Annotated in this window: 13 protein-coding genes; all 13 read right to left on the bottom strand. The window is 70.1% G+C overall.

From position 1 onward, the window contains the following. Window positions 1-76 precede the first annotated feature (76 nt). The gene (gene fabF, locus C1877_RS05335; protein ID WP_114568607.1) at window positions 77-1,372 is read right to left on the bottom strand and encodes a beta-ketoacyl-ACP synthase II; all 1,296 of its coding nucleotides are present in this window, start codon (window positions 1,370-1,372) and stop codon (window positions 77-79) included. Next, entirely contained in the window at window positions 1,369-2,133 is a 765-nt protein-coding gene (fabG, locus tag C1877_RS05330; RefSeq protein WP_114568606.1) for a 3-oxoacyl-[acyl-carrier-protein] reductase, read from the bottom strand. Before fabG ends, fabF begins: the two co-directional genes overlap by 4 nt. 16 nt (window positions 2,134-2,149) lie before the next feature. Then, complete coding sequence (locus C1877_RS05325; protein ID WP_114568605.1) at window positions 2,150-3,106, bottom strand: ACP S-malonyltransferase; 957 nt, start codon at window positions 3,104-3,106, stop codon at window positions 2,150-2,152. After that, a complete protein-coding gene (locus C1877_RS05320) occupies window positions 3,103-4,098 on the bottom strand; it encodes a nitronate monooxygenase (protein WP_114568604.1) in 996 nt (331 codons plus the stop codon). The genes C1877_RS05325 and C1877_RS05320 overlap by 4 nt, the downstream gene beginning before the upstream one ends. Window positions 4,099-4,188: 90 nt before the next feature. Further along, entirely contained in the window at window positions 4,189-4,407 is a 219-nt protein-coding gene (locus tag C1877_RS05315) for an acyl carrier protein (RefSeq protein ID WP_015539843.1), read from the bottom strand. A 377-nt stretch (window positions 4,408-4,784) separates the two neighbouring features. Then, a complete protein-coding gene (locus C1877_RS05310) occupies window positions 4,785-5,255 on the bottom strand; it encodes a MarR family winged helix-turn-helix transcriptional regulator (RefSeq protein WP_041239458.1) in 471 nt (156 codons plus the stop codon). Window positions 5,256-5,384: 129 nt separating this feature from the next. Further along, on the bottom strand, window positions 5,385-6,275 hold the full coding sequence (locus C1877_RS05305; RefSeq protein WP_227155477.1) for a DUF2238 domain-containing protein: 891 nt from the start codon (window positions 6,273-6,275) through the stop codon (window positions 5,385-5,387). 30 nt (window positions 6,276-6,305) lie between these two features. After that, window positions 6,306-8,378, bottom strand: coding sequence for a ribonuclease R family protein (locus C1877_RS05300; protein WP_114568603.1), 2,073 nt, complete (start codon window positions 8,376-8,378; stop codon window positions 6,306-6,308). Between the two features lie 4 nt (window positions 8,379-8,382). Continuing rightward, complete coding sequence (locus tag C1877_RS05295) at window positions 8,383-9,672, bottom strand: S41 family peptidase (protein WP_114568602.1); 1,290 nt, start codon at window positions 9,670-9,672, stop codon at window positions 8,383-8,385. 22 nt (window positions 9,673-9,694) lie between these two features. After that, window positions 9,695-10,600, bottom strand: a complete 906-nt coding sequence (gene ftsX / locus C1877_RS05290; protein WP_114568601.1) for a permease-like cell division protein FtsX — start codon at window positions 10,598-10,600, stop codon at window positions 9,695-9,697. Then, complete coding sequence (gene ftsE / locus C1877_RS05285; RefSeq protein ID WP_041238666.1) at window positions 10,593-11,441, bottom strand: cell division ATP-binding protein FtsE; 849 nt, start codon at window positions 11,439-11,441, stop codon at window positions 10,593-10,595. The genes ftsX and ftsE overlap by 8 nt, the downstream gene beginning before the upstream one ends. A gap of 46 nt (window positions 11,442-11,487) precedes the next feature. After that, window positions 11,488-12,462: a transketolase family protein gene (locus tag C1877_RS05280; protein WP_114568600.1), complete on the bottom strand. Its 975-nt coding sequence runs from the start codon at window positions 12,460-12,462 to the stop codon at window positions 11,488-11,490. Next, the gene (locus C1877_RS05275; RefSeq protein ID WP_114568599.1) at window positions 12,455-13,294 is read right to left on the bottom strand and encodes a transketolase; all 840 of its coding nucleotides are present in this window, start codon (window positions 13,292-13,294) and stop codon (window positions 12,455-12,457) included. Before C1877_RS05275 ends, C1877_RS05280 begins: the two co-directional genes overlap by 8 nt. Window positions 13,295-13,300 lie beyond the last annotated feature (6 nt).

Raw genomic sequence — 13,300 nt, 5'->3', positions numbered from 1 at the left:
GCGTGGCGTACTTGGGTACGCGAGCCCTCGGCCTCGCCGCGAGATCGGGTGCCGCAGACGGCCGCAGCGTCGGCAGCTATCGCCGCTCGCAGAACGGCGATAGCGCCAGAGAAGCGTTGTGGCCGCCGAAGCCGAGGCTGTTCGACAGGGCCACCTTCTGCGGGTAGCCCGTCTTGGCTTCCGTCACGACGCTGACCGGGCACTCCGGGTCGGCCTCGGCGAAGCCGGCCGTGGGCGGCACGCAGTCGTTCATGACCGATAGCGCGCAGACGATGGCCTCGATCGCGCCGGCGGCGCCGAGCGTATGGCCCGTCGTGCCCTTCACCGACGTCACCGGAACGGCGCGCCCCGCCTCCTCGCCGCAAAGCGCCAAGAGCGCCTTGGACTCGGTGGCGTCGTTGGCGGGCGTGCCGGTGCCGTGCGCGTTCAGATGCCCGAGGTCCTCCGGCGCGAAGCCGCCCTCCGCAAGCGCCTGGCGCATGGCGCGCGCGACGCCCTCGCCCGAGGGCTCGGGGGCCGTCATGTGGTAGGCGTCGCCGGTGGAGCCGAAGCCCGTGATCTCGGCGAGCACCGTCGCACCGCGGCCGAGCGCGTGCTCGAGCGACTCGAGCACCACCGCGCCCGCGCCCTCGCCCGCCACGAAGCCGGCACGGCGCGCGTCGAACGGCAGCGAGGCCTGGGAGGGGTCGTCGGCCTTCGACAGCGCGCCCAGGTTCGCGAACCCGGCCAGGCAGATGGGCGATACGCTCTCCTCCGAGCCGCCGGCCAAGGCCGCGTCGATGTAGCCGTGGCGGATGTCGCGCACGGCCGCCCCGATGGAGTGCGCGCCGGTGGCGCAGGCGGTGACCACATTCAGGCACTCGCCGCGCAAGCCGTAGCGGATGGAGAGGTTGCCGGCCGCGATGTTGCCGATCATCGTGGGGATGAACAGCGGGCTCACCCGCTTCGGCCCCTTCTCGGCCAGCGTGAAGAAGCCGCTCTGCAGCTCGTCGATGCCGCCGATGCCCGTGCCGAACACGCATGCGATGCGCGTCGTGTCCTCGGCCTCGAGGTCGAGCCCGGACTGGGCGATCGCCTCGTCGGACGCGACGATAGCGTACTGCACGAAGCGCTCGAACCGGCGCGCCTCCTTCTTCGTGATGCCGTGCTCGACCGGGTCGAAGTCGTGCACCTCGGCGGCGAGGTGCACGTCGTAGTCGGCCGTGTCGAAGCGCGTCACCGGGCCGATGCAGCAGGCGCGGCCCATGACCGCGTCCCACAGCGCCTCCACGCCCACGCCTGCGGGCGACACGGCGCCCATGCCGGTGATGACCACGCGATGCGTGCCGTCGGGGCGGCGCGTGGCGCCCGCGTTCGTGCTGTTCTCGCTCATAGCGACATACCTCCGTCGATGCAGACAACCTGTCCGGTGATGTAGCCCGCCTCCTCGCTCGCCAGGAAGCGGACGAGCGCGGCCACGTCCTCGGGCGCGCCGAGGCGCTTGGCGGCGATGCGGCCCAGAATAGCCTCGCGCTGCTTCTCCGACAGCGCGTCGGTCATGTCGGTGGCGATGAAGCCCGGCGCCACCGCGTTCGCCGTGACGTTGCGCGCGGCCAGCTCGCGGGCGAGCGACTTCGTGAGGCCGATGACGCCGGCCTTCGACGCGGCGTAGTTCGCCTGCCCCGCGTTGCCCGCCACGCCCACGACGCTCGACAGGTTCACGATGCGCCCGTAGCGCTGCTTCATCATGCGCTGCGCCGCCGCCTTGCAGCAGTTGAACGTGCCCTTGAGGTTGACGTCGATGACCGCGTCGAAGTCCTCCTCCTTCATGCGGGCGATGAGCCCGTCGCGCGTGATGCCCGCGTTGTTCACGAGCACATCCACGCGGCCGAACGCCTCATGGGCCGCCGCGACGAGCGCCTCGGCCTCGGCGGCGTCGGCCACGTTGGCGGCCACGGCGATGGCGCGCACGCCGTGCTCGGCGGCCAGCTGGTCGGCCAGCTGTTGCACGCCGGACAGGCCGCGCTCGCTCGAGCAGTTAACGCACACGTCGAAGCCCGCGCGCGCGAGCTCCTCGGCCACGGCGCGGCCGATGCCGCGGCTCGAGCCGGTGACGACCGCGCTTCGGCGCGGGGTTTCGGTAACGTTGGTCATAGGGGTCCCGTCGCTCCTATTCGGTATCGGTTGCGGCCTGGGCGGCCAGGAAATCGTCGAAGCTCGCGCGATCCTGCACGCAGGCGCGCGTCGCGGCTTTGTCGATGCGCTTCACAAGGTTCGCGAGCACGCCGCCGAAGCCCGCCTCGACGAACGTGTCGGCCCCGGACGCGGCGAGCGCCTCGACGCTCTGCTGGAAGCGCACGGGGCTCGTGAGGTGGCGAACCAGGTGCTCGCGCGCGTCGGCGGCGGCAAGCGGCGCGGCGTCGACGTTGCAGACGAGCGGGATGCGCGCCTCGGAGAACGCGACGTCCTCGAGGTACGCGTCGAGCCCTGCGGCCGCGTCGGCCATGAGCGGGCTGTGGAACGCGCCCGACGTGGCCAAGCGCGACGAGCGCTTCCCCGCCTCGGCCCACGCCGCCTCGGCGCGCTCGACGGCCGCCGGCGTGCCGGCGACGACGATCTGCCCCGGGCAGTTGAAGTTCGCGGGCACGAGCACGTCGCCCTCGGCGCACTCTTCGCAGAGCGCGCGCACGTTCTCCTCGTCGGCCTTCAGCAGCGCGCTCATCGCGCCGGGATGCGCGGCGGCGGCCTCGGCCATGAGCTCCGAGCGCACCTTCACGAGCGCGAACGCCTCCTCGTCGGCGAGCATCCCCGACACGGCGAGCGCGCTTATCTGGCCGAGCGAGAAGCCCAGCACCGCCGCCGGCTCCACGCCGCGCGCCATGAGCGCGCGGGCGACGGCCACCGACAGCGCGGCGAGCGCGGGCTGGGCGTTGCGCGTGTCGTTCAGCTTCTCGGGCTCGGCGTTCAACGCAAGGTCGGCCACGTCGAAGCCAAACACGTCGGACGCGCATGCGAAGGTCTCCCGCACCTCGGGCAGATCCATGAGGTCGGCGCCCATGCCGGGCTTCTGCGAGCCCTGGCCCGAGAGCATGAGCACGGGCGCGCCCGCGGGCACCGGCCCGATCATCGCGCTTCCCCGCGCGTCGCGTTGCGCGCAGCCAGGGCCTCGAGCCCCAGTCCCCCCAGCTCCTCGGCTTCGGCCACTAGGGAGGCGATCGCCTCGGCCGCCGTCGCGCGCTCGCGCACGAGCGCCGCCGACTGGCCCGCCATCATGGTGCCGTTGTCCACGTCGCCCTCGACGGCGCGCTTGAGCGAGCCGACGTACATGGCCTCCAGCTCGTCGCCGTTGGCCGCCACGTCGCCCTCGAGCTTGCGCACCGTGCGGGCGAACTTGTTCTTGAGGCAGCGCACGGGATGCCCGCTGCCGCGGCCCGTGACGATGGTGTCGGCGTCCTTGGCGGCGATCACGCGCTCCTTGTACGCGTCGGCGATGGTGCACTCCTCCACCGTGAGGAAGCGGGTGCCTACCTGCACGCCTTCGGCGCCCAGCGCGAAGGCGGCGGCCATGCCGCGCCCGTCGGCGATGCCGCCGGCGGCGATCACGGGGATGGACACGGCGTCGCACACCGCAGGGATGAGCGCCATCGTGGTCAGCTCGCCGATGTGGCCGCCGGCCTCGGTGCCTTCGGCAACCACGGCGTCGGCGCCGAGGCGTTCCATGCGCGCCGCGAGCGCGCTCGAGGCCACCACGGGCACCACCTTGATGCCGGCGTCCTTCCACATCTGCAGGTAGTTCGCCGGGCTGCCCGCGCCCGTCGTGATGACGTCGACGCGCAGCTTCGCCAGAAGCTCGGCCGTCTCGCCCGCGTTCGGATCCATGAGCATGACGTTCGCGCCGATGGGCTTGTCGGTCATCGAGCGGGCGATGCGCACCTGTTCCTCCACCCACGCAAGCGGCGCGCCGCCGCACGCGATGATGCCGAGGCCGCCGGCCTCGCTCACCGCGCCTGCGAGGCTCGCGTCGGCGATGCGCGCCATCGCGCCCTGCACGACGGGCGCCTCGATGCCCAGCAGTTCCGTAATCCTCGTTTTCACGGTCGCGGTTCCCTTCGTCTTCATGTCCCGTCCCCGCGGGGACGCTCGTCTTCCCAGCGCCCGCCGTGCGGGCTGCGGCAAAACGGGCCCCGTACGGGGCCCGGCCAACGCGTGTTACAGCGAGTCGATGTGCGCGACCAGCTGGCCCACCGTCTCGATGCCCTCGGGCTCGCCGAACTCGACGTCGCACTTCTCCTCGAGGTCGCAGATGAGCTCGACCATGTCGAGCGAGTCGATGCCGAGCGACTCGAGCGTCGCCTCCTCGGTGATCTTGTCGGCCTCGAGGTCGAGGTTCTCGACGAGCACTTCCTTGACGGTGTCGATGGTAGCCATGGGTCTTCCTTTCGCGTCATGCCATTTAGTTTGATAATCAAAGTATTTCTACGGGAGTAATGGTATGGTGAGGAGCCTTCGAATGCAAGCGCTGCGGCGCCCGCTCCACGATTTCTGCGCGCCCGCACGTCGCGAGGCACCGGGATGGCGAACGGCGACCAGGGCGCCCGGCATGCCGGCACCATCGCCCTCCCCGCCCCGCAGAGGTTGGCCGGTCTTGATGCCCCTCGCTTTTCACACGGCATCCGTCACGATGTTTCACGTGAAACACTTGTACGCGCGAACGAATGTTTCACGTGAAACATTCGTGGATGTGCAGCGCGCGGCATGTCCCACACGGCATGTCCCGTGCAGCAGGCCGCGTGCCGCGCGGGCGCCTACGCCTGCGCGTCGAAGAACGCCTTCACCTTGGAAAGCGCCTCGGCGAACACGCGCTCCTCCTCCTCGGTGAGGCCGGCGAGCGCCTCGTCGATCATCTGGTGGTGGAACAGGTTGTGGGCGCGCAGCACCTGCCGGCCCTTCTTGGTGAGCGACACGAGCACCTTGCGCCGGTCGTCCTCGGCGCGCGAGCGCTCAACGAAGCCCTTGCCCGCCAGCTTGCTCACGGCCGTGGTCAGGGTGGCCAGCGTCACGCCCAGGCGTGCCGCGACCACGTTCATCGGGTTGCGCTCGTGCAGGCCGATGGCCACGATGGTGTGCACCTCGGTGATGGTGAGCCCGTGCGTCAGGCGGTTGTCGAGCGACTGCTCCTCGATGCGCAGGATGGAGTTGAACGTGCCGGACAGCAGATCGTCGATCTCCTCGCGCCGCTTGGACACGGCATCGGCATCCCTGGCGGAACCGTCCATCAGCCCTCCCTCCTTCTCATCCTTCGTTCTCATCCCCTGCATCATACCGCAATTAGTTAGATGATCAAAGCATTTGCGCCAGCCACCGGGAACCGGGGCGCCCCAGGCCTCGCCGCCCGCGCGCCTGCCTCAAGCAGCGCCCGCGCCGCCCTCCCCGTCGCCCGCGGCAGCCTCCCCGCATCCTGCCGCGCCGCCCGAACCGCCGGCATCGCCAGCCCGGCCGCCCTCCCCCGGCGCGGCCAGCACCGGCACGAAGCGGCGCGCGAACGTGCCGGCGCCCTTGCTCTTCAGGTAGCGGTAGCCGATGGCGGAGAAGGCCAGCGCGCCGATGAAGTTCACCAGCAGGTCCTCCATCGTGTCGACGAGCCCTATGTCCAGGTACCCGCCCAAACCCAGGTCCTGCCCGTACACCACCACGGTCTGGATACCGTCGATGCGAAACGGCCGCTGCAGCCCCTCGGGGTCCAGAAGCACGCTCGCGATCCCTCCCAGCACGGTGTCCTTCTGCATGTCCAGCCCGAACACCCAGTCCATGCCGAACTCGAAGAACTCCCACAGCACGCCGATGGTCATGGAGAAGCAGAACGCCACCACGGCGCAGAAGAACGGCGACAGCGAGAACGCGATGCGGTCGGAGCGGTTCAAGATGGACACGAGCGCCAAGCCGATGGCCGCCGCCAGAAATCCGTTGAACGTGTGCAGCAGCGTGTCCCAAAAAGGGATGAGGGTGTAGAAGTGGAACAGCTCGCCCAGTATCTCGGCCGCGAAGATGAACAGCGCGATGACCACCTCGAGCGTCTCGGGGATGGTGATGCTGAAGCTCGCCTCGATGAACGGGGGCACCAGGAACAGCACGAGCGTGAGCAGGCACAGGAAGAACGCCTCGTAGTTGCCGAACACGAGCGCGCCCACCGCGCAGGCCAGCACGATGAGGCGCAGCACGACGAAGAGCGCGAGCGCCTTCTTGCTGCGGCGCATGACGCGTCCCATGGCCTGCGCCTTCTCGCGTACCCGCCCCATCTTCCCCTCCTTCGCCTCCTGGCGCCGCGCTCAGCGCCCGCCGTCGCGCGCCGGGCGGAAGTCGAGCCGGCCGGAACGCGGGTCGGCCGCTGCCAAGACGACGGGCAGGCGCTGCCCCAGCCGGTAGACCGTGCCCGTGTCCTCCCCCGTCAGGCGGTGCAGCACCGGGTCGAACGCGAAGTACTCGCGGCCCAGGCACTTCAAGGGCACAAGGCCCTCCGCCGTGTTCTCGAGCCGCACGTACACGCCGTAGTTCGTCACGCCCGACACGACGGCCGGGAACGCCTGGCCCACCGAACGTTCCATATACTCCACGATCTTGAGCTCCTGCGACTCGCGCGCCGCCTTCTCGGCCACGCGCTCCATGTTCGAGGAATGCTCGGCTATCCACGGCAGCGCCGCCACTTCCTGATCGAAGCGCTCGGGGCGGCGCGTCAGCTGCGCCTTGAGCATGCGGTGCACCACGAGGTCAGGGTAGCGCCTGATAGGGCTCGTGAAATGCGTGTACGCCGCGCTCGCCAGCCCGTAGTGCGGCTCGCAGGCGGGGCGGTACACGGCGCGCTTCATGGAGCGCAGCACGAGCGTGGACACGAGCTCGCCCTCGGGGCGCCCCGCGCTCGCCTCGAGCACCTGGCCGAGCACGTGCGGGTCGCCGGCCACGAGCCGGTTCTGGTCGATGCCGCCGAACCACGCGAACTCCTGGAACACCGGCACGAGCGCGGCCAGGCTGTCGGGAGAGGGCTTGTCGTGCACGCGGAAGATGCCGGGGAACCGGGCATCGCGCAGGTGGCGCGCCACCGTCTCGTTCGCCAGGATCATGGCCTCCTCCACGAGCGACGTCGCGTCCGTCTTGCGGCGCAGGTCGATGCCCACGGGGTGCCCCTCCGCATCCAGGCGCACCTTCGCCTCCACCGTGGCGAAGTCCAACCCGCCGGCCGCCTCGCGCGCCGCCGCGCGCTTCCTCGCCAGGCACGAGAGCCCCGCGAGCCGGCGCGCGAGCGCGTCGTCCTCCGCAGTGCCGTCGGCACGGCCCGCCGCCCTTTCCAGAAGGGCCTGCGCCTCGTCGTAGGTCAGCCGCGCATCCGAGCGGATGAGCGCCGGGTACAGCTCGTAGCCCACGAGGCGCGCACCGTCGTCCAGGTACAGGTCGGCCGTCATCGTGCGGCGCACCTCGCCGGGCTTGAGCGAGCACAGGTCACCCGACAGCTCCTCGGGCAGCATGGGTATCACGCGGTCGGCCAGGTACACGCTCGTCGCCCGCCGCCGCGCATCCAGGTCGATCGACGAGTTCCAGGGCACGTAATGCGACACGTCCGCGATATGCACCCCCAGCCGCCAGCGCACGGCCCCCGGCCCGCGCTCGTCCACGAACCGCACGCTGCGGGGCATCTTGCCGCTCTCCAGAACGACGGGCTCCAACGACAGAGCGTCGTCGAAGTCGCGGGCGTCGGCGGGGTCGATGGTGAGCGTGAAGCGCTCCCGCAGGTCGCGGTAGCCCTCCGCGAGCGCGCCCGCCTCGTCCAGCACGGCGGCGCGCGCCTCGGCGAGCGCACCGTCCGAGAACGCCGTCTCCAGCTTGCGACGCGCCACGATGAGGTCCACGCCCACCCCCTCGTCGCCCGCCTGCCCGATGACCTCCTCCACCACGCCGGTGGCCGCGGTGTGGCGCGTGGGGAACGCGGTGATGCGAACGCGCACGAGCGAGCCGTCCGGCACGTCCGGATGGTCGGAGCGCATGGTGAAGATGTCGTAGGGTATGCGCGCATCCTCGGGCACCACCACGCCGAAGGGCTCGGCCACCTCGTAGCGGCCCACGAGCGTGTCGTGCGCGCGGTCGACAACGCGCAGCACCCGCGCGGCCGGCTGGTCGCCGGGGCGCGCAGCGCCCTGGTGCGGCTGGCGTGCGCCGCCCTTGCCGCCCGTGGGCGGCAAGGGCGCCACCTCCACCAGATCGCCGTCGAAGGCACCGGCCATCTTCGATGCGGGAACGAAGTAGGCGCCCTCGGCCGTCTGCACGAAGCCGAAGCCGCCGCCATGGACGGTCAGCACGCCGCGCGGGTTGCTGCGGGGGCTGCGTCGCGTATGCGACCGTTTGCGCGCCATGGCGCTACTCCCGCGCGAGCGACTGGGCGGTTTCCAGGGCCAGGCTTCTCTGGTTGTCGCTGCCGGCCTCGCCGCCCAGGCCCACCGACACGTCGGGCGTCACGCCCACGTCGTTGATGGTCCGCCCCTGGGGGGTTAGGTAGTAGGCCGCCGTGTAGCGCAGCGCGCCGCCGAAGCTCAGGTCGCGCACCACCTGCACGGAGCCCTTGCCGAGCGTGGAGGCGCCCACGAGCGTGGCGCGCTGGTTCTCCTGCAGCGCCGCCGCCAGCACCTCGGCCGCGGCGGCCGTGTTCTCGTTCACCAGCACCACGAGCGGCTTGTCCGTGGCCACGTTGCCTGTGGCGGACTTCACGCTCTTGCCGTCCTTCGTCTCGATCTGCACGATGGAGCCGCTCTTCACGAACAGGCTGGCCATATCCACGGCCTGCGTGAGGTAGCCGCCCGGGTTGTCGCGGATGTCGAGCACGAACGAGAGCGCTCCTTGGGAGCCCAGGTCAGCGAGCGCCTGCTTCACGAGGTCGGCCGACGTCTGCGTCAGCTGCCGCACCTTCACGTAGCCCACGGTGCCCTCGAGGCTCGTCGTGACGTTCTTCACGTCGTACTTCGAGCAGGCCAGCGTAGTGGTGAACTCCTCCCCGCCCTCGGCCTCGAGCGTGGCCGGGCGCCGCCACGTGACCACGACGGTGTCGCCCTCGGCACGGTCGAGCGAGGCCGTGACCTCGTTCATCGACCACTCCTGGCCGCGGTCACCGTCGATGGCCACCACGAAGTCGCCCTGGCGCACGCCCGCCGCCTGGGCCACGGAGCCGTCGAACACGTCCACGACGTACGCCAGCCCGTTGTACTCCGAGAACAGCACGCCCACGCCCGCGTAGCTGCCCGAGCTGTCGTGCATGAGCGAGGAGTAGCGCGCCGGATCGTAGTAGCGCAGGTAGGCGTCCTCGGTCGTGTCGGCGAACGCGTCGAGCACGCTCATGGTGGCCGCGTCCAGGTCGTAGGAGTCCAGCGAGTCGTTGGCGAGCGCGTCCTCCACCTCGGCGACGCGCGCCGACAGCGCGTTGTAGGTGTTCTTGTCCTTCGAGGCCGCCGTGCCGGCCGTGGAGTCGCCGCTCTCGAGCAGCGCCGCGAAGCCGAGCGACTCGAGCAGCGCGTCGTTGCTGCGCACGGCGAAGCCGGCCACGAAGGCCGTGCAGAGTATCACGACGAACGCGAACGCCCGCATAAGGCGCAGGTTGCGGAGCCGCGCCTTGCGCGCCGACGCCGCAACCTGCTTGTTGTCGCCATGCTTGGCCATGAGGGGCCGCCCCGAGCGCCCGCTACACCTTCAGGTAGCGGCGCATGGCCAGAGCCGAGCCCAGCAGGCCGATGAGCAGGCCCGCGACGACGAGCGCGGCATAGATGAGCAGGAACATGTTAAGGCTCACGTCGAACGACAGGAACGGCAGCGCGCCCTGCAGCTTCGGCAGCGCCGTGTTGCGCAGCAGTTCCAGCACGCCCACCGCCAGAAGCGAGCCGATGAGCGCATGCAACGCGCCTTCCATGAGGAAGGGCCCGCGGATGAAGCCGTTCGACGCGCCCACGAGGCGCATGATGGCGATCTCCTTGCGGCGCGCGAGGATGGCCAGGCGGATGGTGTTGTTGATGAACACCATGGCGATGAAGATGAGCAGCGCGATGAGCGCGATGCCGATGTAGCGCACGTAGTTGGTGAGCGTAAACAGCTTCTCCACCGTCTGCTGGCCGTACTTGAGCGACTCGGATTTCGTCTCGCCGTCCCGGATCTGCTGGTACGTGGAATTGTCCCAGATCGCGCCGGCCACCTGCTCGACCAGCTGGGGGTCGGACAGCTCCACGTCAATGGACGCGGGCAGCGGGTTCTGGCCGTCGAGGGCATCGATGATATCGGTGGTGTTCGAGGAGCGGAAGTTCTCGAGCGCCTGCTCCTTGTCCGTGAAGGTCACCGACGCCACGCCCTCGAGGCCGCGGACGTAGTCCTCCACCTTGTCGATGTCGGCCTGCGAGGCGTCGTCGGCGACGTACGCCGCGATGGACACCTCGTTCTCCACGCCCGACACCACGTTCTCTATGACGAGGCCGCCCACGAGGAACACGCCGATGATCATAAGCGACAGGAAGATGGTGACGATGGAGCCGAGCGTCGTCGAGAGGTTGCGCGTGAAGCCCTTGAGCGACTCGCGTATGAAGTAAGCGAAACTAGACATCGAAGCCGTACACCCCCCGGTCCTGGTCGCGGGTGAGGTGCCCGCGGTCGAGCGCGATGACGCGCCGGCGCATGTTGTCCACCATCTCGCGGTCGTGCGTGGCCACGAGCACCGTGGTGCCCGTGCGGTTGATGCGCTCGAGCAGGTCCATGATGCCGCGCGACGTCTGCGGGTCGAGGTTGCCGGTGGGCTCGTCGCACACGAGCAGCGGCGGGCGGTTCACGATGGCGCGCGCGATGGACACGCGCTGCTGCTCGCCGCCGGAGAGCTGGTCGGGGCGCTTGTTGAGCTTGTCCTGCAGGCCCACCAGGCGCAGCACCTCGGGCACCTGCGTCTTGATGACGTGGCGGCTCTTGCCGATGACCTCGAGCGCGAACGCCACGTTCTCGAACACGGTCTTGTTCGGCAGGAGCTTGAAGTCCTGGAAGACGCACCCGATGTTGCGGCGCAAATACGGCACGCGCCAGTTGCGCATGGTGGTCAGGTCCTCGTCGGCCACGTAGATATGGCCCTGCGTCGGCTTCACCTCGCGGATGAGCATGCGGATGAACGTGGACTTGCCGGAGCCGGAATGGCCCACGAGGAAGATGAACTCGCCCGCGTAGATCTGCAGGGATATGTCGTTGAGCGCCGGCTTGTTGGGCTGCGCGGGGTAGACTTTCGTCACGTGGTCGAAGGTGATGACCGGCGTGCCCGTCTGCTGGGGAATGTCGTCGACCTCCAAGACGGGCAGCGACGCCGAGAGCTGCGACGCCGTCTGGCGCACGGGCGCCGGCGCCGCATGGGCACCGCCGCGCCGGGCTTGGCGCGCAGGAACCCCTTGGCTGGTATCGTTCGTCACAGAATGCTCCGTTCGAATAGTGATGTACTGAGACGGCTCGATTCTATCAGACTTGCTTTCGGGCCATAACCTTCTTCACAGCTTCGACAATCGCCCCCGCATCCAGGTTGAAGTACGCCATCAGCTCGTCGAACTCGCCCGATTTGCCGAAGGCGTCGCGCATGCCCACGAACTCTGCCGGTGCCGGGCAGGTGCGCGCCAGCGTCTCGGCCACGGCCGAGCCGAGGCCCCCCATCACGCTGTGCTCCTCGGCAACTGCCACGCAGCCCGTCTTGCCCACGGAGGCGAGGATCGTCTCCTCGTCGAGCGGCTTCACCGAGAACGCGTCGATGACCTCGGCCTCGATGCCCTCGGCAGCCAGCAGCTCGGCCGCCTTGAGCGCCTGCTCCACCTCCACGCCGCATGCCACGATGGTGGCGTCGCCGCCCTCGCGCAGCACGTAGGCGCGGCCGAGCTCCAGCTCCACGTCGTCGGCGTACACGCACGGCACGCTCGCGCGGCCCATGCGCACGTACACCGGGCCCGGCGTGGCGGCGGCCAGGCGCAGCGCGGCGCGGGCGGCGGCGTAGTCGGCCGGCACGAGCACGCGCATGTTCGGCAGGCCGCGCATGAGCGACACGTCCTCGAGCATCTGGTGGCTGCCGCCGTCGGGGCCCACCGAGATGCCGGCGTGCGTGGGGGCGATCTTCACGTCCAGGTTGGAGTAGCACACCGTGTTGCGGATCTGGTCGTAGGCGCGCCCGGTGCCGAACACGGCGAACGAGCCGGTGAAGGCCACATGCCCCGTGATGGCCAGGCCCGCCGCCACGTCCACCATGTTCTGCTCGGCGATGCCGCAGTTGAACAGGCGGTCGGCGAAGCCGGCGTCGGCCAGCTTCTTCGTGGTCGTGGAGCCCGTGAGGTCGGCATCCACCGCCACGACGGGCACGCCCTCGGACGCGAGCTCGGCGAGCGTCGCCCCGTAGGCCGCACGCGTGGCCTTCTTCTGCTGGGCCTGGGCCCCGTCTGCAAGCTTAACCACGGCTCGACTCCTTCCCCGCATCGCCCTCGAGCGCGGCGAGCGCCTCGGCGGCCTGCTCGGCGTTCGGGGCCTTCCCGTGCCAACCCGCCTCGTTTTCCATGAACGGCACGCCCTTGCCCTTGACGGTGCGGGCGATGACCGCGTGCGGCCGGCCGTCGCGGCCGGCCTTAGCGGCCCCGAGCACCGCCACGAGGGCGTCCAGGTCGTGGCCGTCGACCTCGTCCACGTCCCAGCCGAACGCCGCGAACTTCGCGCCCAGGTCGCCGGGGTCGCACACATCGCAGGTGCGCCCGTCGATCTGCAGGCCGTTGCGGTCGACGATGGCCACGAGGTTGTCCAGCTTGCGGTGCGCCGCGAACATGGCGGCCTCCCACACCTGGCCCTCCTGGCACTCGCCGTCGCCGAGCAGGGCGAACACCGTCTGGGGGGCGCCGTCCAGCCTCAAGCCGGCCGCGGCCCCCGCCGCGATGGACAGGCCCTGGCCGAGCGAGCCCGTGGACACCTCCACGCCGGGCACCTGGTTCGAGTCCGGGTGGCCCTGCAGCCGGCTTCCCAGCTTGCGCAGCGTGGCCAGCTCCTCGCGTGGGATGTAGCCCGCCTGCGCGAGCGCGGCGTAGAGCGCCGGCGCCGCGTGACCCTTGGCCAGGATGAAGCGGTCGCGCCCCTCCCACTCCGGGTTCTCGGGGTCGTGCTCCAGCACGCCGCCGAAATACAGCGCCGCCAGGATGTCGGCGCACGACAGCGACCCGCCGGGGTGCCCGCTCCCCGCCTCCGCGATCATGCGCACGATGTCGGCGCGCATGTCGTTCGCCCGCCGTTCAAGCTCGGTCATACCGGT

Origin of the sequence: Gordonibacter pamelaeae (genome assembly GCF_003340385.1) — a bacterium.
Lineage (GTDB): Bacteria > Actinomycetota > Coriobacteriia > Coriobacteriales > Eggerthellaceae > Gordonibacter > Gordonibacter pamelaeae.
This window is presented reverse-complemented; position numbering and strand designations above follow the sequence as displayed.